This window comes from Acinetobacter vivianii (assembly GCF_014635885.1).
In the GTDB taxonomy this organism is placed as follows: Bacteria; Pseudomonadota; Gammaproteobacteria; order Pseudomonadales; family Moraxellaceae; genus Acinetobacter; species Acinetobacter vivianii.
Genome location: NZ_BMDR01000004.1, coordinates 398,903 through 422,402 on the forward strand (window position 1 = coordinate 398,903; position 23,500 = coordinate 422,402).

General features: G+C 41.5%; 19 protein-coding genes and 1 pseudogene. 11 read left to right on the forward strand and 9 right to left on the reverse strand.

The annotated features are described in order from the left end of the window. The first annotated feature begins 28 nt into the window (after positions 1-28). The gene (locus tag IEV36_RS10750; protein WP_005258339.1) at positions 29-1,441 is read left to right on the forward strand and encodes a molybdopterin-binding domain-containing protein; all 1,413 of its coding nucleotides are present in this window, start codon (positions 29-31) and stop codon (positions 1,439-1,441) included. Between the two features lie 68 nt (positions 1,442-1,509). On the opposite strand, the gene IEV36_RS10755 is transcribed toward IEV36_RS10750, so the two are convergent. Next, on the reverse strand, positions 1,510-2,733 hold the full coding sequence (locus IEV36_RS10755; RefSeq protein ID WP_032864066.1) for an MFS transporter: 1,224 nt from the start codon (positions 2,731-2,733) through the stop codon (positions 1,510-1,512). A gap of 150 nt (positions 2,734-2,883) precedes the next feature. Here IEV36_RS10755 and IEV36_RS10760 point away from each other — a divergent pair, with 150 nt between their 5' ends. Together IEV36_RS10760 and IEV36_RS10765 are read left to right on the forward strand one after the other, a co-directional pair. Next, entirely contained in the window at positions 2,884-3,660 is a 777-nt protein-coding gene (locus IEV36_RS10760; RefSeq protein WP_005258337.1) for an AraC family transcriptional regulator, read from the forward strand. 90 nt (positions 3,661-3,750) lie between these two features. Beyond that, positions 3,751-4,902 carry a winged helix-turn-helix domain-containing protein gene (locus tag IEV36_RS10765; protein WP_005258336.1) on the forward strand — a complete coding sequence of 384 codons (1,152 nt, stop codon included), beginning with the start codon at positions 3,751-3,753 and terminating at the stop codon, positions 4,900-4,902. Between the two features lie 205 nt (positions 4,903-5,107). Here the strand turns inward: IEV36_RS10765 and IEV36_RS10770 are convergent, their stop codons facing one another. Together IEV36_RS10770 and IEV36_RS10775 are read right to left on the reverse strand one after the other, a co-directional pair. Beyond that, on the reverse strand, positions 5,108-6,358 hold the full coding sequence (locus tag IEV36_RS10770) for an MFS transporter (RefSeq protein WP_005258335.1): 1,251 nt from the start codon (positions 6,356-6,358) through the stop codon (positions 5,108-5,110). A 56-nt stretch (positions 6,359-6,414) separates the two neighbouring features. Beyond that, positions 6,415-7,569 carry an acyl-CoA dehydrogenase family protein gene (locus IEV36_RS10775; protein ID WP_005258334.1) on the reverse strand — a complete coding sequence of 385 codons (1,155 nt, stop codon included), beginning with the start codon at positions 7,567-7,569 and terminating at the stop codon, positions 6,415-6,417. Between the two features lie 329 nt (positions 7,570-7,898). On the opposite strand from IEV36_RS10775, the gene IEV36_RS10780 reads away from it, so the two are divergent. Next, positions 7,899-9,116, forward strand: coding sequence for a CaiB/BaiF CoA transferase family protein (locus IEV36_RS10780; protein WP_005258333.1), 1,218 nt, complete (start codon positions 7,899-7,901; stop codon positions 9,114-9,116). 165 nt (positions 9,117-9,281) lie between these two features. Continuing rightward, the gene (locus IEV36_RS10785) at positions 9,282-10,127 is read left to right on the forward strand and encodes an IclR family transcriptional regulator (RefSeq protein ID WP_005258332.1); all 846 of its coding nucleotides are present in this window, start codon (positions 9,282-9,284) and stop codon (positions 10,125-10,127) included. A gap of 9 nt (positions 10,128-10,136) precedes the next feature. On the opposite strand, the pseudogene IEV36_RS10790 reads toward IEV36_RS10785, so the two are convergent. The 6 genes and pseudogenes from IEV36_RS10790 to IEV36_RS10815 form a co-directional block, all read right to left on the reverse strand. Further along, positions 10,137-11,331: pseudogene (locus IEV36_RS10790) on the reverse strand (MFS transporter). 64 nt (positions 11,332-11,395) lie between these two features. Further along, the gene (locus IEV36_RS10795) at positions 11,396-12,238 is read right to left on the reverse strand and encodes an IclR family transcriptional regulator (RefSeq protein ID WP_005258328.1); all 843 of its coding nucleotides are present in this window, start codon (positions 12,236-12,238) and stop codon (positions 11,396-11,398) included. A gap of 109 nt (positions 12,239-12,347) precedes the next feature. Continuing rightward, a complete protein-coding gene (locus IEV36_RS10800) occupies positions 12,348-13,553 on the reverse strand; it encodes a 3-oxoadipyl-CoA thiolase (RefSeq protein ID WP_005258326.1) in 1,206 nt (401 codons plus the stop codon). A 14-nt stretch (positions 13,554-13,567) separates the two neighbouring features. After that, entirely contained in the window at positions 13,568-15,091 is a 1,524-nt protein-coding gene (locus tag IEV36_RS10805; protein WP_005258324.1) for a 3-hydroxyacyl-CoA dehydrogenase, read from the reverse strand. A gap of 60 nt (positions 15,092-15,151) precedes the next feature. Further along, positions 15,152-15,913, reverse strand: coding sequence for an SDR family oxidoreductase (locus IEV36_RS10810; protein WP_005258322.1), 762 nt, complete (start codon positions 15,911-15,913; stop codon positions 15,152-15,154). 29 nt (positions 15,914-15,942) lie between these two features. Next, the gene (locus IEV36_RS10815; RefSeq protein WP_005258306.1) at positions 15,943-16,731 is read right to left on the reverse strand and encodes an enoyl-CoA hydratase; all 789 of its coding nucleotides are present in this window, start codon (positions 16,729-16,731) and stop codon (positions 15,943-15,945) included. A gap of 312 nt (positions 16,732-17,043) precedes the next feature. On the opposite strand from IEV36_RS10815, the gene IEV36_RS10820 reads away from it, so the two are divergent. The 6 genes from IEV36_RS10820 to IEV36_RS10845 are packed head-to-tail and all read left to right on the forward strand — an operon-like array spanning position 17,044 to position 23,496. Next, positions 17,044-18,198 carry an acyl-CoA dehydrogenase family protein gene (locus tag IEV36_RS10820; RefSeq protein ID WP_005258304.1) on the forward strand — a complete coding sequence of 385 codons (1,155 nt, stop codon included), beginning with the start codon at positions 17,044-17,046 and terminating at the stop codon, positions 18,196-18,198. A 57-nt stretch (positions 18,199-18,255) separates the two neighbouring features. Next, the gene (locus tag IEV36_RS10825) at positions 18,256-19,539 is read left to right on the forward strand and encodes an MFS transporter (RefSeq protein WP_195805479.1); all 1,284 of its coding nucleotides are present in this window, start codon (positions 18,256-18,258) and stop codon (positions 19,537-19,539) included. 47 nt (positions 19,540-19,586) lie between these two features. Next, complete coding sequence (locus IEV36_RS10830) at positions 19,587-20,255, forward strand: 3-oxoacid CoA-transferase subunit A (RefSeq protein ID WP_000608696.1); 669 nt, start codon at positions 19,587-19,589, stop codon at positions 20,253-20,255. Further along, a complete protein-coding gene (locus tag IEV36_RS10835; RefSeq protein ID WP_005258300.1) occupies positions 20,255-20,908 on the forward strand; it encodes a 3-oxoacid CoA-transferase subunit B in 654 nt (217 codons plus the stop codon). Before IEV36_RS10830 ends, IEV36_RS10835 begins: the two co-directional genes overlap by 1 nt. Before the next feature lie 36 nt (positions 20,909-20,944). Further along, positions 20,945-22,261: an outer membrane trimeric porin-like protein DcaP gene (dcaP, locus tag IEV36_RS10840; RefSeq protein WP_005258298.1), complete on the forward strand. Its 1,317-nt coding sequence runs from the start codon at positions 20,945-20,947 to the stop codon at positions 22,259-22,261. Between the two features lie 17 nt (positions 22,262-22,278). After that, entirely contained in the window at positions 22,279-23,496 is a 1,218-nt protein-coding gene (locus IEV36_RS10845; protein ID WP_005258296.1) for an MFS transporter, read from the forward strand. Positions 23,497-23,500 lie beyond the last annotated feature (4 nt).

Consider the following 23,500-nt stretch of genomic DNA (forward strand, 5'->3'; position numbering starts at 1 on the left):
TTTATAAGTACGTTGCGGAATAATATAGATGTTCAATCGATTGCCTGTACCTGAAAACCTTCCCTGCAGATTAACTGATGCCTTTTACCGCATTCATCAATATTTACCAAAAGGAAATGTAAAACAGCGAGTTAAGCTGGATGATGCACTCAATCAGATCAATACTGATGATCTTTATGCATTACAAGATTTTCCACTACACAATTTTTCTGCCTATGAAGGCTGGGCGATTGATTCGAATATCACTCAGCAGGTTAGTTCAAAAAATCTGGTGATAGAAAGAGATTTGTATTTCTGGACACAGCAGTTATATCACTCTATTAATCCTTATAAACTTGATCTGGACAGATATATAATCAAGATCCCTAAATTTACCAGACTTCCTGAAGGGGTAGATACTATTATTTTAGAACAGGATAAGCGCTTAGATTTCTCTGGTAAGAGCAGCGGTGTAAAAATAAAAAAAACTATTGCACCGATGCAAGGTGTTATTCGACAAGGCAGTGTGTTTAAACAAGGCGATTTAATCCTTGCAAAAAATCAGAAAATTACACCTGAACGGTTAGTTGCACTCAGACGTGCGGGTATTACAGAGTTTTCTATTTATCGACACCCTAAAATCCTGATTGTTAATATGTTTCCATTCGATCAAGCGGGGGAAATCAGTGAAGAATGCTTATATCTCAAAGATTTGTTAAAAACATGGGGGTATGGCGAGGTTGAGATTAAACCGCATAAACCGGCACGTTATGACAGGGCATTTAATTCCCATCAAGAAGCTGGACATCCCGCATTAGATGGAAGCTTGACTTCCGCTTGGGACGAATATCATCAGTTTTTTGATGAGCAAATTCCTGAGTTTGACATTATTTTATGCTGGTCACCTTTAAATCATTATGGTTCTGGATTAGGGCTTTCAAAGCTGGCTAACTTTTATCAAGGCAATGGTGATGGTCCCGTTACGACATGTTGTGTACCAGCCAGTGAATTCCGGATTTTTCAGAGTAATGACCGAAGCCCTAGACTCACTCAGGTCGTAAACCGTTATGATGAACGTGGGCAGTTAAGGGAAATGCGTACAGAGATCACTGAAGATCGAACTACGATTATCAGTCTACCTGGTAATATGCAAGATGTTGCACTGTTGATGCACGTATTTGTGAAATATATTTTAAATAAGCATGATCCTGATTTTTTTGAGAATCTGTATGTGCAAGGCAGGATCGACCAGCAGCTTGAGCCTGATCCAAAGTATAGAACATTATTATGGGGACGCTACCAGTTTGAAGCAGCTGGTCAATATTCGCTACAGATCATTCCACAACAACCTTTTCAGATTGATGGTTTTGCTGCTGCCAATTGCATTATCATTGTGCCATTTGCAGAGCCACCGATTCAGTCTGGTGAATCAGTGTATTTTATTAAAATAGATCAAGTCTGAACAACTTTAACGTTTTTCAACCCAGACAACAGTCGAGAGTGGCTGTTGTCTTATAGGGAATATAAAAATTACTTTTTAGTGTTTGGCAATAACGCAGTCATAAAACCTAACAAAGGTAAGAACGAGCAGAGTTTGTAAACCCAGACAATGCCATGTGTATCCGCTAAATGACCTAAACCTGCTGCACCAATTCCACCAATACCGAACATCAGTCCAAACATTAAGCCCGCAACCATGCCAACCCGACCGGGTACAGCTTCCTGTGCATATACCACAAGCGCAGAGAAGGCAGAAGACATCACTAAACCAATAATAATGACCAGAATGGCGGTTCCTGTTAGGCCGACATAAGGCAGCATCAGGGCAAATGGCGCGATACCTAAAAAGGATACCCAAACCACGGCTTTACGTCCGATACGATCACCGACTGGGCCGCCTGCAAAAGTGCCGAGTGCCACAGCGCCTAAAAATATAAATAAGTAGAGCTGTGATGTCTGGATTGAAACGTTAAATCGTTCGATCAAATAGAAAGTAAAATAATTAGTAATGGCAGCGATATAGATAAATTTGGCGAACAGTAAAATACAGATGACGGCCATGGCCTGAATCACCTGTTTACGTGTCAAGGTCGAAATGGCGCGTTGACTGGCGAGGCGTTGTGCAGGTGCTTGTTTGACCAGCCATTTGGTCACGCGTAATAAAACGAAAATAGCCAAAGCAGCAACTAGAACAAATAAGCCAATTGCCCCTTGTCCGTTGGGGATAATCACGGCTGCAGCAACTAAGGGACCCAGCGCTGAACCGGTATTTCCGCCAACCTGAAACATGGATTGTGCCGTACCAAAACGTCCACCCGATGCAGTACGGGCGATACGCGATGCTTCTGGATGAAAAGTGGATGAACCTATACCAATCAGTGCAGCTGCAAGAAGTAAGCTGTGATAACTTCCTGCAATCGCCATTAACCCAATGCCAATCAGCGTGGCGAACATGCCCGCAGGTAATAAATATGGTTTTGGATGTTTGTCGGTATAGAGGCCAATCCACGGTTGTAATAATGACGCGGTAATTTGATACACCAGCGCAATCCAGCCAATCTGGGCAAAGCTTAGAGAAAACTCTGCTTTGAGCATGGGATAACTTGCAGTGACGACCGCCTGAATAGAGTCATTTAATAGATGGGCAAAGGCGACTGCACCGACCACACGCAACACGAATTTTTGAGGTTGATCTTGAGGTGGAAATTGCTCTTGTGGAAAGGTGGTCTCAAGAGTCCCTGTATGATTTGCCATACGTGCTCCAACAGGTTGTATCAGCTTAAATTGAGATAATGAAGAAGGTTTGTTTTTCAGCATTTTTATCCTAAACTGAACTGAAAGCGGCCCACAATCATATTTGGGACAGATAGTATCGATTTCAGGCCATATTGAGAGACGAAGCTAATGCGTAATATTCAGGTCAATGATTATCAGGATGTGGCCCGTAATGTCATGGCAACAGGCAATGATTACGAAGATGGTCAAATTCTGGCAAGCCATCGTCATGCCAGAGGGCAATGTTTGTATGCGATAACAGGGGTATTAACGGTAACCACCAATACAGGCAGTTGGGTGGTACCACCGAAACGTGCGTTGTGGATTCCTGCTGGCATTGACCATGAAGTGCATATGGGCGGTATTACCAAAACCCGCAGTGCCTATATTCTTCCAGAAATAGCGCGCAAAGCAGGTTTGGCTTGTTATTGTGCAGTGATCAATGTATCGCCGTTATTGCATGAATTACTCTCGACAGCGGTTGATCTGCCTGCCGAATATGAATTGGGTGGACGCGACGATTATTTGATGCAATTGATCATTGCCGAAATCGCGTTGATGCCTGAATTGCCATTGAATGCGCCTTTACCACAAGAGCCACGTTTGGCCGCATTATGTTTGCAATTATTAAAAGCACCGACTTTAGACCATGATCTGGACCAGATTGCAGAACAGGTTGGGATGAGTCGTCGCAATTTCACCCGAATTTTTCGGCTACAGACCGGCATGAGTTTTAGTCATTGGCGGCAACAGGCCTGTCTACTGAATGCACTGACCAGAATGGAATTAGGACAGCCGATTACCCGTGTGGCGATGGAGCTTGGGTATAGTAGCAGTAGCGCCTTTACTGCGGCCTTTAAACGTTCTTTAGGTGTGGCTCCGCGCTTTTATTTACAAGGAAAATGATTCGGCGAATGTGATAATGTGAGATGAAATCAATTCACTCATTTCACGACCATTTGTATGGTTTGAGAACATAAGATCAACGATAAATTTATGCTGTCATTATTAAAAGGTTTGGCCTTGTCCCATCAAGGTCTGGAAAAAAATAACACATTTGGTGAAGGATTATCTGGAACACTGAACGCGATTGAGCATCTCGGTTATGTGCAAATAGATACTATTTCAGTGGTTGAGCGTGCGCATCATCATGTCCTATGGAGCCGGGTGCCAGGTTATCAGCTGAGTCATTTAAATCAGTTAGTGAAAGATCAGCTTATTTTCGAGCATTGGGCACATGCAGCCTCTTATCTGCCGATGCGGGATTATCGTTATGCCATGCCCTTGATGAATGCGATACGAAAGGGTGAAAGTCGCTATTTCAAAAGTGATCCGCGTTTGATGAAGGAGATTCTGGCTCAGGTTAAAGCAGAAGGAAAAATTCAACTGCGAAATATGCAGAAGGAGAAGCGGGAAGGCCCAGCAGGTTGGTGGAATGCCGGTCCAAGTCGTAAGGCGCTTGAGCAGTTATTTATGCAAGGTGACTTGATGATCTGTGAGCGTAATGGCATGGAGAAAGTCTTTGACCTGACGGAACGCTGTTTGCCACAAGGGATTGATCTGAGTACACCGACGTTGCATGAATATGCACATTATTTATTGAACATGAACATACGCGCACACGGTGTATTTACATGGAAGCAGTTATTGCATTTAAAAGGAAAAGCGTTACGTGAGGTGATGCGTACCGTATTGGATGAACATATCGATGCAGGTTTAGTAAAGGTTCTGAAACTGGAAAATGGACAAACGATTTATGCAGCCAGTGCGATATTAGACCATAAACCCGTTATTCAAGCGCAACTTAAAATATTGTCTCCTTTCGATAATTTGGTGATTCATCGAGAGCGCTTGAGTACTTTATTTGACTTTGATTACCGTATTGAATGTTATGTGCCAGCTGCGAAAAGACAATATGGTTATTTTTGTTTACCGCTGTTATATGCAGATCGGTTTGTTGGGCGCATTGATTGCAAAGTGCATCGCAGTGAAAAGCGATTAGAGGTGATTTGTCTGCATTTGGAAGATCCGAAGATGCAGGATCGAGAGGCTTTTATTCAAGCTTTAGAAATAGAATTACAACGTTTTGCTGTGTTTAATCAATGTACGAGTGTGGATGTAGGGGAAATTAGACATTTAATAGGCTAAGCTGTTAAATAGTTTGGGGATTTTATTTTTAAACCTAGCCCTCGAGAGGACTAGATTTACCTAAAAAGCTTAATCGAAGAATGAGAAACACTCTAACGTTATTGGGTAGGAGGAGTATTCTCCTGCATGAATACATTTAATATTTAAGCGTATTCAAGTCATCATGCATTTTCATGCCACCCCATGATGTTCTGGAATATCTTATTTAAGAATTTTGTGGGTCATATTGTTTTTCCTTAATAAATAGTGCTGGAATCACACCACAAATCAGGTAAGCAGCACCCATCACCACAAAACCTAAACCAATAGAACCGCCAGAAGCCAAGAAACCAATGGTTGCAGGGGCAAGTGCTGCGCCTAAACGACCAACATTGTAAGCGCCACCAATGGCTGTACCGCGAATGGCTGTCGCAAAGCTTTCGGTCATATAGGTCGCGTTTACGCCATAAGGAATACCGTAAAGGAAACCGAACGTCACCAGTAAATATAGAATGTTGCTTGGAGAGTTATAAAAAACAATCAAGGGTAAGAAAATAGCAGTACCAATCGCGCCAAAAGCATAGGTAAAACGACGACCTAATTTATCCGCCATCATTCCAGCCAGAACTTTGCCGAGAATCATTGCGGTATAGGTGCCCACCATATAAGCGGTCATTTCCTTAAACTTCATACCCAGTTCACTTTCCAGATATGAAGGCATCCAGTTATTCACGCCGTAATAACCAAATTGTAGGAAACCTGCGGTTAATGCCCATAAGATAAACATATTACGATTGCGTTTATCTTGAAAAATCAGTTTAAAAGCAGAGGTTTTTTCGGTATTGACTGTTGTATCGTATTGTTTTAATCGAGACTGTTGCCATGCTTCTGGTTCTGGAACAAACATATGCATTAATACAGCAATAATCACTGGGACAATCGCCACGTAAAACAGCATACGCCAACCATGATCTGGAATAATCCAGCCTGCTAGCAGGGTCGCCACAATATATCCGACGGTCCAACCTGCCTGTAAGGTTCCGAGTACAGTTGTGCGATAACGTGTTGGTACATATTCCGCCATGAGAGTATTACAGGCGATATAGAGTGAACCAAGGCCAAGAGAGGCAAAAAATCTTAGGATTCCGAATTGCAGAAAACTTTGGGTAAAACCTAAGCCACAAGTTAATAGCGAAAAGGTGAGAATAGAAATAACAACGATGCGGACACGTCCAAACTTGTCACATGCCCAACCACCAAAAATCCCGCCGATGGCCATACCAGCCAAAGTAAAACTACCGAGCATACCTGCCTGAACTGAGCTTAAGCCAAAATCTGCCTTAATACTGTTTAAGCTGTAAGACAGCAGCATAAGATCCGCACCATCGACCAGCAAAGCCAAAAAGGCAAAAATAAAAGCAATTTTCCAGGTATGTGCTTGTATTGGTGAGCGAGGTGTACTGTAGAGTGTAGCCATAATCCATTACCTACATTTGATTTAAAGCACCTTAAGTCGTTTAAAGTGCTTGGGAGTCATGAAGAAGCTGCTCGAATCATATTTCGGGCAATAATTATTTGTTGAACTTGGGTTGTACCTTCATATAAACGGAACAAGCGGACATCTCGATAAAAACGTTCAATCGCATATTCACTGATATAGCCTGCGCCGCCGTGAATCTGTACGCAGCGATCTGCAACTCGGCCACACATTTCAGTGGCAAACATTTTGGCGCAAGATGCTTCTGTACTGACGTTTTGTCCGATGTCACGTAATCGCGCAGCGTCAAGCACCATACATTTGGCCGCATAAATTTCAGCTTTAGAGTCAGCGAGCATGGCTTGAATCAGTTGAAATTCGGCAATCGGCTGACCAAATTGTTTACGCTCCATGGCGTAATTCAATGCGTCATCCAGCATTCGTGTGGCTGCCCCGACACTAAGTGCCGCAATATGGAGTCGGCCTTTATCGAGAACTTTCATGGCAGTTTTAAAACCAACACCTTCGATTCCACCAATTAATGCCGAAGCGGGAACGCGACAGTTTTCAAAAATAACATCACAGGTATGTGCACCTTTTTGCCCCATCTTTTTATCGCGCTTACCAAGAAAAATCCCCGAAGTTTGACTATCGACAATAAATGCAGAAATGCCGCCGGCACCTTTAATATCAGGATTGGTTCGCGCCATCACTGTAAAGACGCCAGCATGGGGTGCATTGGTAATAAAGCGCTTGGTACCATTTAAGACATAGAAATCGCCATCTTTCACTGCCGTGGTTTTTAAGGCTGCTGCATCTGAACCAGCGTCTGGTTCGGTTAAGCAAAAAGAGCTAATCACTTCACCACGTGCTAAACGAGGCAGGAAAAAAGATTTTTGTGCTTCTGTGCCATCAATAATTAGACCGCTAGAGCCAATCCCATTGTTGGTGCCGATCAGAGAGCGAAAGGCTGGGGAAGTGCGGCCAAGCTCGAAAGCAATATAGACCTCTTCTTCCATCGTCAGCCCAAGACCATCGTACTGTTCTGGAATGGTTAATCCAAACAGGCCAAGCGATTTCATTTGCTCAATAATATCTTTTGGAATTTCATCTGTTTCAGCGACTTCATTCTCACGAGGAATTAAAACACCTTCAACAAACTGTCGAATCATATCGACCAGTTGGTTCAGTGTTTCTTGATCTCGAACCATAGTCTTATCCTTGTACAAACAGCTAAAAACAAAAAATACGATGTTCGTAAAATCATCAATATTGATGCGATAGTAATCAAAGGAATCACATAAAACAATATATTTTGAAAATAAATTTCGCAATGCGATATTTTGTTTGTTGTTAGTAGTTTCTAATCTGTTGATTTAATTAATCTATATTTATTGAATAAAAATCATATTTTTTGATGGGAAATTAAGGTTTGATTTTTTAAAATCTTGTTTGTATATTAAAAACGTATATCGCTATGCGAAACTTATGTGAAGTAAGTTTTCCTATAGGAAATTAAGCACAGGTGAGTAGGATAAACATGGGCGCTTTAAATGGAATTCGTGTACTTGATTTGAGTCGGGTACTTGCTGGACCGTGGTGTGGGCAGATACTTGCTGATCTGGGCGCAGAAGTGATTAAGGTGGAACGACCAATGGTCGGAGATGATACCCGATCATGGGGACCCCCTTGGATGAAGGATGATGCTGGATCTGACACGCGAGAAGCGGCTTACTATCAGTCGACTAATCGTAATAAGCTCTCAGTTGCAATTGATATTGCCACTCCTGAAGGACAGGAACTGATCAAAGCTTTAATTCAGGATACAGATGTTGTCATTGAAAATTATAAGGCTGGTTCGCTGAAAAAATATGGGCTGGATTATGCTGCATTGTCAGCAATCAATCCGGGTCTGGTCTATTGTTCAATTACGGGTTTTGGACAAGACGGTCCACGTGCAGAAGAGCCTGGCTATGATTTTATTATTCAGGGAATGGGTGGGCTGATGTCCATCACAGGTGAAAAGGATGATTTAGCTGGAGGTGGCCCACAAAAAGTAGGTGTGGCATTTTCTGATCTGGCGACAGGACTTTATTCGACCATTGCTATTCAGGCGGCTTTACTGAACCGCCATGCGACAGGTTTAGGTCAGTATATTGATATGGCGCTGCTGGATGTGCAGATTGCCACTATGGCCAATCAGGGAATGAACTATCTGTCCTCTGGGAAAGTCCCTGTACGTTATGGTAATGCACACGCCAATATTGTGCCATATCAGGTGTTTAAAGCTGCTGATCGGGAGTTTATTATTGCGTGTGGCAATGACACTCAGTTTATTCAACTCTGTCGAAGTATTGGTTTACCCGATTTACCAAATGATGCGCGTTTTACCCGAAATGCGGACCGAATCAAGCATCGTGATGAAATTATTGGGATTTTATCAGCGCATTTTTTAACAAAGACTGCGGATGAGTGGGTTGCAGCAATTTATGCGGCCAAAGTTCCAGTTGGGGTGATCAATAATCTGGAGCAGGCTTTTCAAGAGCCGCAAGTGATTGCAAGAAAAATGCTGGTTGATATGCCGCATCCGCAACGTGAAAAGCTCACCGTGATTGGATCGCCGATCAAACTTTCAAGAACGCCAGTTGAGTATAAAACTGCGCCACCTTTATTGGGTGAGCATACTGATACGATTTTAACCCGGGTTCTTTCTCAGGAAAAACTGGATGAATTAAAGCTGAAAGGAATTATTGGATAACGAATGTACCAAAGTCAAAATGCATCTGTATTTTGACTTTGCTTTTTGATTGTACTTAACTTTGTTGTTTAGTTAGATATTCATGGATGAGCTTTAACTGTTTATTATAGAAAAAATAGATTATAATTTTCGCAGTGCGAAACAAATATTTAGATTGGTAAAATCATGAATGATGCCGTAGATGCAGAACAAACAGAAAAATTATTAGCGCCTTTAAGGCATGAGTTGTTACATCCAATTGAAGACATGCAAGATGAAAATGACCGCCAATTTATTACGGCTTTAGCTCGTGGTTTAGAGCTGCTACGCTGTTTCACTCCAAAACATCAGCATCTGGGCAATCAGGAATTGGCGCAAATGACAGGTTTGCCGAAGCCAACGATTACCCGTCTCACACATACTTTGTCTCGTTTGGGATATATCAAGCAAGTCCCGAATTCAAGCAAATTCCAGCTCTCTGTGGGTGTCTTGGCTTTTGGCTATTCCATGCTTTCAAATGTATCGATTCGTTCTATTGCGCATCCTTATATGAAGAATTTGGCTGACTATGCAGGTGCTGCGGTTGCAATGGCAACACGTGATCGTCTGAATATGATTTATCTGGATGTGGTACAGGGCAAAGGCAATATGACCATGCGCCGTCAGGTCGGTACTTATTTACCCATTCATTTGAGTTCGATGGGACGTGCTTGCCTAGCTGCCATGCCTGAAGATGAACGAGAATTTTTACTTGATGCGATTCGCAGCAAGCATAAAGAAGACTGGATCAAGATTAACCGTGATCTGGATAAAGCCTTTAAAGACTATCAGGATTTTGGCTATTGTTTTTCAGTGGGTGAATGGCATAAAGATGTCAACTCGGTTGCTGTTCCATTAATTCATGAACAGCATGGTTTACTGGTATTTAACTGTGGCGGTCCAAGTTTTATTATGAACCGTGAGAAGCTTGAAGAGGATATTGCTCCACGCCTTTTACATATGGTGAATAATATTCGTACCGAAATTAGTTAAGCACGTTCTTCATTTTAAAAAACCAGCATCATATTTATGCTGGTTTTTTTGCATCACATAAACAATAATAAAGACATAGCACGGCAAAAATTAAGCCTAAAATACAGACACCTATCCATCCGAAGTGTTTCCAAGCATAGCTTCCCGCTGTTGTGCCTAATGCGCCGCCAGCAAAGTAACCTGTCATATAAATCGCGTTAAATCGTGAGCGTAATTCTTGATTAAGTTTAAATACAATACTTTGATTAGTAACATGAACAGCAGAAAGCGAAGCGTAGAGAATAAGTAAAGCAATAATATAAAAGGCGAAATGATATGGTAAAAGTGAAAAAAGTATCCAACTTAAAATTAGCCCAATGCCGCAATAAATCGAAATTTTATGAATATAGCCTTGATCAATAAATTTGCCTGAGAAATTAGCAATGAAAGTCCCTAACACGCCAACAAAACCAAAAAGACCAATGGTAAAGTCACTAAAAAAATAGGGCGCTGGAGCCAGTAGCAACGACATTGTGGTAAAGGTTAAACTCACACAAGCAAATGTAAAACCACCAATATAAGTTCTGGTTCTTAAACGCCGATTTTGAATAAAAATCTGTGGTAAAGAGCGAATAGTTTTTACATAGTTTTCAGATTTGGTTGGTGGAAATAACCCGATATTACGATGCAAAATAAAGGCAATAACAAGTAATAGAAAACCACTGACCAAATAAATAATATTCCAAGCGAAAAGCGTAGACATCAGCCCTGAAAGGGAACGGGCGAGTAAAACACCCATCATCAGTCCGCTCAGTAAAAAGCCAACCACACGGCCGCTTTGTTGAATCGGAACCAGACTTGCAGCAAGGGGCAATAACAGTTGGGCTGAACTGGAAAATAGACCAGTAATGACGGTGCCAAGTAGTAAAAGATAAATATTGTGCGAAAAACCGCTAATAAGTAATCCACTTGCAGCTAATAACATAAAGATAAATAGTAGCTTGCGCTTTTCTATGATGTCCCCTAATGGCATTAAGAAGAGCAAGCCACATGCGTAGGTGATTTGGGCTAGAGTTGGCACCCACGCTGTAGTTGTTTCGGTTAAATCTAGGCTTACACTAATTGAGTGAATGAGTGGCTGACTAAAATAATTTCCACCTGTACAAATGCCTGCGGCAATCGCCATTAAAATAATGGTTGGGGTATAGAGTACGTTTTTCATCATGCCTATAGTCATAATGAAAGAGGAACTTTAATCAACTCAACCATGACTGTTTTAAGTATGGTTATTAGTGCGTTTCATTCAAGGCATCTTGAATATTGTGCACCATGTGGATTAAACGTGGTCCAATTTCACCTTCAAGTTTTTCCGGATTTAAATGAAAACTTGGCGCACCACAGTTAAAAACATAAAGACCATGTTTGGAGCTGACTAAAGGTACAGCCACCGAGTTCACTTCTTTATGCCACTCGCCTAAAGACAAACAATATCCATAATCTTGGTAATCACGGAAAGCTCGTTCTAAAGAGCGTTTTATGGCTGGCCAGTTTTCGGGGTTCTTTTGTTTCAGTGCATCGAGTAGAAAGTTGCGCTCACGTTCAGGAGTTGCAGCCAAACAAGCTCGACCCATTGAACTACTATGAAGTGGTAAGGTTGACCCAATTGGACGGCGCATATTTAATGCAGTTTCGATTTGTACAACATCGATATACACCATATTTAATCGGTCACGCGTTGCCATCGCCACAGGGGCTTGAACATACTGACTCAATTCTTCCATATATTGATGAGCAATATTACGAATTGAGATATTAGATAATGCTGCATATCCTAAAGATAAAACACCAATGTCTAGTGTGTATTTGGTTGAGTTAGGCAATTGTTTTAAATAGCCTAATGACACAAGGGTATTGGTAATACGTGCAATAGTCGGTTTAGGTAACCCCGTCATTTTTGCTAATTCTTGGTTACCAAGCACCTGATTATTTGCAGAAAAGCATCTTAAAAGTTCTAAACCGCGCGCTAAAGAAGCAATAAATTGCGGGTTATTTTCCCGATGTATATGCGAAATAGGATCTAAACGTATCTCATCAAAATTTATTGGTTTTTCAGTTTCCATGTTTTGAGACATTCGATCCTCAAATATAATTAAAGCAATAGTTTTGCCATTATATTTCGCTCTGCAAAATAAATCCATTCATCACTGCGCTGTTGTGATGAATGGATATCGGGTTCAACGTTTATGCAACGTTTTCAATCACCATTGCAAGACCTTGACCTACACCAATACAAAGGCTCACCACGGCATATTTCTTTTTACGGCGAATTAACTCACGAGCTACTGTTAAGCTAAGACGAGCGCCAGATGCACCAAGTGGATGACCAACCGCAATCGCACCACCGTTCGGGTTCACACGTGGGTCATTAAAATCAACATTCAAACCTTTTAAACAAGATAAAACCTGGGAAGCAAAAGCTTCATTAATTTCAATAATATCCATGTCATCTAAAGTAAGGCCAGCACGCGCAACTGCTTTTTTAATGGCTTCGATCGGGCCTGCACCCATAATGCGTGGCTCAATACCAGCTGCTGCCGCTGACAAGATTTTTGCCATTGGTTTTAGGCCATATTTTTGACCTGCTGCTTCTGAACCAATCAAGAGGGCTGCTGCACCATCATTAATACCTGAGGCATTACCAGCAGTGACCACACCACCTTCAAATAGAGATTTTAACTTTGTGAGTGCTTCAACAGTTGAGCTTGGACGAGGGTGTTCATCTTCAGAAACGAGTTTAGGTGGCAATTTTTTGCCTTGGAAAACCTCAATTGGGGTAATTTCATCGGCAAAGAAACCTTCTTCTTTGGCTTTTTGATATTTAGCTTGTGATTGAGCTGCAAATAAGTCAGCTTGCTCACGGCTAATACCAAAATCGGCTGCGACGTTATCACCCGTTTCAGGCATTGAATGTCCACCGTACTGAGCAATAATTTTTTTATTTGGAAAACGAGAGCCAATTGTGGTGTCATAAATTTTTGCATCGCGGCTATAAGCACTTTCCGCTTTACCCATCACAAAGGGAGCACGTGACATACTTTCTACACCACCTGCGATATAGAGTTCGCCTTCACCACAAGTAATGGCACGTGCTGAGTCAATCACAGCACCTAAACCACTAGCACATAGGCGGTTTACCGTCTGGCCCGGTACAGTGACAGGTAAACCTGCAAGTAACAGAGCATTTCTCGCCACATTACGACTATCTTCACCCGCTTGGTTAGTGTCGCCTAAAATCACATCTTCAATATCCGCGCCCGGCACACCAGTTTTTTCAAGCAACTTTTGAATGACGGTTGCAGCTAAATCATCAGGACGAATAGAGGCAAGCTCACCTGCATGACGGCCAAATGGACTGCGTAAACCATCATAAATATATGCATTTAACATTGAGAAATTCCTTTTCAAGACTCGTGAGTAAAAGTAAGAGGTAAATGAAGTGCGACACGACGCTGTAACCACGGACTAGGGCGATAGCGCGGGTCATGCGTAAGCGTTGTTATACGATCAAGAATGAGTAAGATTTTTTCGCTACCGACTTGATCGCCCCATTCAATTGGTCCAAACGGATAACCTAAACCAAGACGCACCGCGGCATTAATGTCATCTACCGTGGCAACATTTTGCTGGGCAATATCACAGCCTAGATTAATCACCATTGCTAAAACACGCTGAGCAACAAAGCCAATACTTTCATTAATCATGCTGACCAGATTTCCATCTAGATTGAAAATAGAGTGAGCGGCTTGTCGGTATTCAGGTTTGGTAACAAGTGAAGGCATCACGGTGCGGTGCTTTGCAATGCCATAAAGCATGTCTATAGCAACAGCATGTTCTGGATTAACCCCTAGGCGTGTCGCCGCTTGGGTTGTGTCTTCACCGTAACAAGCGAGTAAACATAAGCTATCTGTTTGAGGTTTGGGGTTGATGTCTAGAGCAATATTTTGCTGAGTTAAATAATCTTCGAGCTGTTTTTTATCATCTAAGAAATCTGCCGCAATCCAAACTTTTGGATATTGCGTTAAACGCTCTACAAACTTGGCAGGTTGTTCACCTGTTTTTGAACCAGTTTCGTAGTTATAAAAACCTTGATTCACCTTACGTCCAAGTTGTTTGGCATCTAGCATTTGCTTGGTCAGCGGGTTCGGTTTGTAGCGGGCTTCTTCATAGTACTGATGATAAATCGACTCCATCACAGGATGAGAAACATCAAGGCCTGTTAAATCGAGTAATTCAAATGGCCCCATTCTAAAACCAACGCCGTCACGTAAAATTCGGTCAATTTCACTAATGTCACAGACATTCTCGTTTAAAATTTTAAGCGCTTCGGTTCCATAAGCCCGACCCGCGTGATTAATAATAAATCCCGGGGTGTCTTTTGCCACAACAGGGCGATGACCAAATGCATGAGACAGATCATTTAAGGCATCAATAATAAGTGGATCAGTTTTTAAACCACGAATGACTTCGACTACTTTCATAAGTGGAACGGGGTTAAAGAAATGATAACCCACAACACGTTCAGGTTTTTTGCAGTTTGCCGCAATCGCTGTAATAGAAAGAGAAGAAGTGTTTGAGGCTAAAATGGTATTGTCTGAAACAATGTCTTCAAGCTGTTGCATCAAACTTTGTTTGATATCGAGACGTTCAACAATTGCTTCTACAATCAGGTCGCAATTTTTTAAATCTTCAATTTGATGAGCAACAACTAAATGGTTATTTGCCGCTGCTGCTTGCTCAGATGTAATTTTATTTTTGTCGACTAACTTTTGAAATGTAGCAGCCAGTTTTTCTTTAGCCTGTTCTGCTGCGCCTGCTTTGGCATCATATAAATAAGTGGTATGACCTGACTGTGCAGCAATTTGAGCAATACCACTGCCCATAATACCGACACCAATCACAGCCATGCTTTTAATATCATAAGTCATGTCGATCATCCTGATAATTAATCTAAATTTGAAATTAAATGAAAAATAGAGCTTGGTGATTTAGCTTAAGCATTGTTTATCACCATCAATCGGTAAGATTTGACCTGAAATAGAGCGCCCGCTATCTGAGGCTATAAATAGGCATAAATCTGCAATATGCTTTGGATTTACAAAATATTTGAGCGACTGATTTTTCAGTGCGTTTTGAGTCACTTCTTCAAGTGAGGTATGGGCTACATCGGCACGGGCCTGTAATACGCGTTGAACCCGATCACCATCGACCGCACCCGGAAGAATTGCGTTAACTCGAATATTGTCTGCACCGAGCTCCATAGAAAGCGTTTTGGTAAAGCCGATCAGCCCCCATTTGGAGGTGGAGTAGGCTAATCGGTACGGATAGCCTAAGCGGCCGGCAATAGACGACATATTAATAATCACGCCTGCTTGTGCTTTCTTTAAATGGGGAATGGCTAACTGGGTAATTAAAAAAGTGCTATTCAGGTTTAAATTAATCACCGTGTTCCAATCATCAAAACTTAGTTCATCTGCGGCAACAGTCGGGCCTGAGATGCCTGTGTTATTAACTAAAATATCAATACCACCAAGTTTCTGAATTGCTTGATTAAACATGAGTTTAATTTGCTCATGATCAGCCAAATCACACGTATGTACATGCAGCTTAGAATAATCTTGTTGAAATTGTTCTAGGCTTTTAGCACTAATATCACAAACGAAAACTTCATCATGGTTGTTTAAAAAGACTTCAGCAATGCATCGTCCAATCCCTGAACCACCTGCACTAATTAATACTTTTCTACTCATTTTCATTCCTTTGTTATTATCGTTTTAAATTATTTACCTTGATAAGACGGTTTACGTTTTTCAATAAAAGCTTGAACGCCTTCATTTTTATCTTCGGTAGAAAACAGTAACTGGAATGCTTTCCGTTCTAGGGTTAAGCCTGCATTTAATGGAACGTCTTCGCTCATCAGCGCAACTTCTTTAATTTGTTGCAGGGCAATAGGAGGCATTTTGGCTAGGCTTTGCGCCATTTGAATCGCAGTTGGAATGGTTTGGTCGTCTTCTGTGACCTGTGAAACAAGACCAATGATATAAGCTTCTTCGGCTTTTACCATGGCACCTGTCATAATCATACGCATGGCATGAAATTTACCAACCGCACGGAACAAACGTTGTGTACCACCAGCACCGGGCATTAAACCGACTTTAATTTCCGGTTGACCAAAGGTTGCGCCTTTACCTGCAATAATAATGTCAGCATGCATTGCAAGCTCACAGCCACCTCCTAATGCATAACCATTTACAGCAGCAATCACAGGTTTAGGGCACTGAGCAATCGCGTTCCAGTAACGTTCGGTATGACGTAATAACATTTCTGTGGACGTTGCGGTTGCCATTTCTTTTAGATCTGCACCTGCTGCAAAGACTTCTTCACCACCTGTGAGCACAATCGCATTGATCTCATCATTAAAAGTTAATTCGGTAAAAGCTTGTGCTAGTTGTTTGCGAAGCTCTGTATTCAGTGCATTTTTTGCTTCAGGTCGGTTTATTTTTACAATCGCTACTTTTTGAATAGAAAAGTCAATTTCTACGAAATTATTCCCTGTTAATACACTCACTTTTGAATTCCTTGTTTCGCATATCAAAACTATATTCCTTTTATGATGCTTATTTTGGAATTTATTTCAAGTCTTATTTAGTTTGTTCTAACGATTATGAATTGTGAAACAATCTAAGTATTTGATATTACGTAATGGGTGTATTTTTAAATTTCGTTAAACGAAATTAATTTTCAAAAAAGCTTGAAATTTGTGTTTTTGTTCTCGTACTATGAAACGCATCCGCAGTAAACAAGATTTAAAACATGGTATCCAGACAAGCTGGAGATAGCTGATGGGTACGATGGAAATACATAAAAAGGGAGATCACAGATGATCCGTGATGAAGGGATGTTGGAGCAGTTGCTTTCAACTATTCGAGATTTTGTAAAAAATGAATTGATCCCTCGTGAAAACGAAGTGGTAGAGAAAGATAAAATTCCAGATGACATTGTGCAGCAAATGCGTGAGCTTGGTTTGTTCGGCCTCACAATTCCAGAAGAATATGGTGGCCTAGGCATCACCATGGAAGAAGAAGTCAGAGTTGCATTTGAACTTGGACAAACTTCACCAGCTTTTCGCTCTTTAATTGGCACTAATAATGGTATTGGTTCTAGTGCGATTTTGATTGATGGCACAGAAGAGCAAAAGCAAAAATATTTACCACGTTACGCAAGTGGCGAAATTATTGGTTCATTTTGTTTAACAGAGCCTGAATCTGGTTCTGATGCGGCTTCTTTAAAAACCAGCGCAGTAAAAGACGGCGACTTTTATGTATTAAACGGCACCAAACGTTTTATTACCAATGCACCTCATGCTGCAACTTTTACCGTAATGGCTCGAACGAATCCTGAAATTAAAGGGTCGGGTGGCATTTCTGCATTTTTGGTAGAAGCCAACACGTCTGGCATTACGTTGGGCAAAATTGACCAAAAAATGGGGCAAAAGGGTTCGCACACCTGCGATGTCATTTTTGATAACTGCCGTGTACCTGCATCTGCATTGATTGGTGGGGTAGAAGGTGTCGGTTTTAAAACGGCCATGAAAGTGCTTGATAAAGGGCGCTTGCACATTGGTGCATATAGTGTGGGTGTTTCTGAGCGTATGTTAAACGACGCATTGCACTATGCAATTGAGCGTAAACAGTTCGGTCAGCCCATTGCGAACTTCCAGTTGATTCAAGCGATGCTTGCTGACTCAAAAGCCGAGATTTATGCGGCTAAATGTATGGTCCTAGATGCAGCCCGTCGCCGAGATAATGGCGAAAACATTAGTACAGAAGCGTCTTGCGCAAAAATGTTCGCCACTGAAATGTGTGGGCGCGTGGCTGATCGCTGTGTACAGATTCATGGAGGTGCGGGTTATATCAGTGAATATGCAATTGAGCGTTTTTACCGCGATGTACGTTTGTTCCGTTTATATGAAGGAACCACGCAAGTTCAACAAATTATTATTGCCAAGAACATGATTAGGGAAGCGACTACCTAATAAAAAATAAATGCCATGAGGCATTGGATGCCTCATGTTCCTTCAGAGGATATGGACATGACAACAGAAACAGTTGCACAAAATACGGCTAGCAGTGAAGCTATCCAGACACCCAAAAAAATTTGGATTACCGCATTTATATTCGCTTTTTTAACATTGTTGTGTGATGGGGCCGACTTAGGTTTTTTGGCATTAAGCCTGACCAGTCTTAAAACAGAATTTCATTTAACCGGTGTACAAGCTGGAACGTTAGGCAGTTTAACACTTTTAGGTTCAGCAATTGGTGGCCTGATTGGTGGCTGGGCATGTGACCGTTTTGGGCGGGTCCGCATTATTGTGTTCTTTATTGCTTATTCTTCAGTTTTAACCAGCGCACTCGGTTTTACTGATTCTTATATGCAATTTGCAGTTTTAAGAACTTTTGGAGCGATGGGCTTAGGCGCGCTCTATATTGCTTGTAATATTTTAATGTCAGAAATGGTGCCAACCAAACATCGCTCGACTGTTTTGGCTACTCTTATGACGGGTTATACCTTAGGTTCTTTGTTAGCGACTTTATTGGCAGGGCATATTATTCCTGAACATGGTTGGCGTTTCCTGTACTGGATTGCAATTACGCCTGTGGTGTTGTCAGTTTTAATGCACTTTTGCGTACCTGAACCTGAATCATGGAAAAAATCTCGTCAATTAAAAGCGTTAGAAGTCGCTCAAAGTAGCCAACCTAAAAAACGTCAAAACCCATATCTTGAAATTTTAAAAGATAAGAAACATGGCACTATGTTTGTGCTTTGGATTATTAGTACGGGCGCATTGCAGTTTGGTTATTACGGCGTAAGTAACTGGTTACCGGCTTATTTAGAGTCTGATCTTGGGATCAAATTTAAAGAAATGGCCATGTATATGGTCGGTACTTTCCTGATTATGATGTTTGCCAAAGTAATTGCAGGGATTGTTGCCGATAAATTAGGACGTCGCGCTGTATTTGCTTTCGGAACCATTGGTACAGCTTTATTTATTCCGGTCATTGTCTATTTAAATACACCAACCAATATTTTATGGATGATGCTGTTCTTCGGTTTCCTTTACGGTATTCCATACGCAATTAATGCCACCTATATGACAGAAAGCTTCCCGACGTCTATCCGAGGTTCGGCAGTGGGCGGCGCTTATAACATTGGCAAAGTGCTTTCTATTTTCTCTCCATTAACAATTGGTTATTTATCACAGAACGGTTCTATTGGCTTAGGGCTTTTGGTGATGGCTGCGGCTTATTTTATCTGCGGGGTAATTCCATTGTTATTTATCAAAGACCGACTATTTAACCCCCAAAAGGCAGAGTGACAGATCAATCTGTCACCTTAAATTAAGGATGAAAAGGGACAAGTGAGATGATAAATAAAATCACCAGTGACATTGAACCGATTTTAAAAGCGATTCCTGATGGAGCAACCATCATGACAGGCGGGTTTGGTGTAACGGGGCAACCTGCTGAATTAATTGAAGCCTTAATTGATTTAGGAAAAAAAGAACTGACCATTGTAAATAACAATGCGGCTTCTGGTGATCGTGGTTTAACCAAGCTCATTATTGCAGGCTGTGTTAAAAAAATGATTTGTTCATTTCCGAAATCTGCTGGATCAACCGTTTTTCAAGACTTATATCGAGCGGGAAAAATTGAGTTGGAACTGGTTCCGCAAGGTAATTTGGCATGTCGTATTCAGGCAGCGGGTGCTGGCTTAGGGGCTATTTTTACTCCGACTGGCTATGGCACTAAAGTTGCCGAGGGTAAAGAGACCCGCACCATTAACGGTAAAAACTATGTACTTGAATATCCACTTGAAGCTGATTTTGCACTGATTTATGCCGATAAAGCCGACCGCTGGGGCAATTTAACTTATCGCAAAGCAGCCCGCAATTTTGGCCCAATTATGGCAAAAGCCGCCAAGACCACAATTGTTCAAGTGAATGACACCGTAGAGCTAGGAACGCTTGACCCAGAGTGCATTATTACACCGGGAATTTTTGTTCAGCACGTTGTAAAAGTAGGAGATATCTAATGTCAGTTCAAAAGCGTTCTCGTGAAGATATTGCCAAACTCATTGCCAATGATATTCCGGAAGGTTCCTATGTCAATTTAGGCATTGGCTTACCGACCAACGTTGCTAAATTTTTACCCAAAGACAAAGAAATCTTTTTACATTCGGAAAATGGCGTTTTGGCTTTTGGTCCACCGCCACAACCAGGGGAAGAAGATGAAGATTTAGTGAATGCTGGAAAAGAACTTGTCACCTTATTAGATGGTGGATGCTTTATGCATCATGGTGACTCGTTTGACATTATGCGTGGCGGTCATTTGGACATTTGCGTAATTGGGGCATTCCAAGTTGCGGTAAATGGGGACTTGGCAAATTGGCATACTGGTAAAGCAGATGATGTACCGGCAGTCGGTGGTGCTATGGATTTGGCGGTCGGCGCAAAAACGATTTATGTCTATATGGAACATGTCACTAAAAAAGGTGAGTCCAAAATTGTAAAAGAACTCACATACCCAATGACAGGCGAGCAGTGTGTCAATCGTATTTATACCGATTTATGCATTATTGAACTTAAAGACCAAAAAGCTTATGTCACAGAAATGGTGGAAGGTCTTAGTTTTGATGAATTACAAGCAGTCACAGACTGTGAGCTAATCGATGCACGTGTAGCCTAAATACACACGGAAAAACGCTTCTTTAAGGATTAAAAGATGAAAAAATTAATTTTAGCTGCAGCTTGCGCTGCGGCCTCAGGGACTATTTTTGCAAATTCTTCAGATACGACAGAACAAAGAATTAATTTGCTAGAAACCGAGCTGCAAAAATTAAAAGCAGAAGTTGCTGCTCAAAAACAAACTCAAAATAATTTACAGGTCAAACAAGTAAAGATCGAAGAGAACATCGAAAAAACTAAAGCGACTGTAACAGAGAAGCCCATTGCTCCTTCGTGGGTCACTTGGACGGATAATGTGAAGGTTTACGGTATTGCCCGACTAGATGCAGCAGTTGATTTTAAGTCTTCTCCAGATTCAGGCGGTAGAACCACAAGCAGTATCTATCGAACTCCATTTGAAAGCGCGCAACGCTCAAACCATTCCCGTTCGGATGCCATGATTAATGCAAGCCGATTAGGTGTTTATTTTAATAGCCCAAATAAAGATGTGACGGGAAATATTGAAGCCGATTTCTTTGATAGCTCTAACATGGGAACTGGTGATGGGAAGTTTCGTATTCGCCATGCTTATTTTACCTATAAAGACTGGACCTTTGGTCAAACTTGGTCATTGATGTCCAATATGGAAACCCGAACGGAATCGGTCGATTACACCCAGTTTATTGGTACATCGTATACACGCACACCTCAGGTGCGTTACGACTGGAAAATTGATCAGAATCATGATTTGAAAGTGGCATTTGAATATACGGGGTCACGTGTTTCCGCTTTTCCAACATTGACGGGTCGATATACATTTAAGCAAGGACCGTTAATGGCATTGGCCCAAGGCTTTGTGAACGAGAAATCAGTGGATGTGGCAAAAGAGACGGTCAAAAAAGTCAGTTGGGGTGCGGGTGCGGGACTCAAATATCAACTTGATCCGCAGCAATCTGTTCAGGCGAACTATCAATATATTGTAGGTGATCAGAAGTTCATGCCTTATACCACCCAAAGTGGATTGGCGAATGCTACCGCATTGAATGCAGCGGGGGATTTCTCTTTAGATCAGGATAAAACCGATTTAATGATGAATAAGCTAAACAGTTTTAATCTTGGTTATTCGTATAAATTCAATGATCAATGGCGTGCCAATGTATCAGCTTCGCTATTTGAATATGATGACAACACTGAATATGCCAAGCTAAATCAGGATGCCAACAAACGCTTAACCGATTACGCCGTCAATGTCTTCTATTCACCTGCCGAGCAAATCGATATTGGTATGGAATATCATCAAGGAAAACGAGAGGTATTTGATGGCAGAACGGCGGATGTATCGCGTTTAAACTTCGTGTCGATGTATAAGTTTTAACAATAAGGCAATGGAACATGGATAAAGTAGCTCGTCCTGATACAGCACATCTCCTGTCAAAAAGTTTTATCTTTATCATGGCAATGACATGTGGTATTTGTGCAGGGTCAAACTATTATAACCAGCCGTTGATTTATTCAATAGCAGATGCATTACAGGTGAATGCGGAGCAGGTTGCTTTAACCATTGTCATTGGCCAACTGTCTTATGCAGTTGGTCTTTTTATTTTGGTTCCATTAGGTGACTTTTTTGAAAAGCGGCGATATATCTGTTTGTTGATGTGCTGTACTGGCTTTGCCCAAGTAGGCTTATCACTGAGTCAGTCTCTACCCATACTGTATGGCTTTACCTTCTTAGCAACATTCTTTTCTATTGCAACTCAAGTTTTAGTTCCTTTCGCCGCAGGTTTAGCTAGCCCACAAAAAAGTCCTCAAGTTGTAGGCACTCTCATGAGTGGTTTGTTTTTGGGAATATTATTGGCACGTTCTATTGCTGGCTTACTTTCTACAGTTTGGTCTTGGCATGCGGTTTATTTAATTAGCGGAATCGTCATTTTGGTGTTTGCATGGGTGATGTGGATGAAGTTGCCAGTTGCGCGAAAATCCCACCAACTCAATATTCTACAGATTTATGGTTCATTATTTTCATTAGCAGCTCATCAGCCTCATTTGCTACGCCGTGGTTTTGCCGGAGGAATTGGCTTTGGAATTTTGGCTCTGATTTTTACCACGATGACTTTTATTTTGGCGAATGCGCCTTATCACTTTAACGATTTCCAGATTGGTTTATTTGGAGTTGTTGGACTGGCTGGCGTATTTGCGACCCCTTGGGCAGGTAAGAAAATTGCGGCAGGGCTTGAAAATAAAATTGCAGTGATTTGTATGGGGCTATTAATAAGTGCATGGATACCGCTATTTTTTGCCCAGCAGTCTCTGGTGGCTTACGCTGTTGGGGTTGTTATGGCTTATTTCGGTTTGTCGGCATTTCATGTTTTAAATCAAAATCTAGTCTATCGAATTTCGGCGGAAGCGCGTTCCCGTATTAATTCAATTTATATGACCTTATATTTTGGTGGAGCCGCCTTAGGTTCTTTTATTGCAGTGTATGCGTGGAAACATTGGGGATGGGAAGCGTGTGCTGCTTTAGGTATGGCGATGGCAATAACGAGTTTCTTGATTGATCGCTTAGATTTTTATGAAATGGGCAAGATTGCAAAGCAAGAAAAAGCTCCATAAGCAG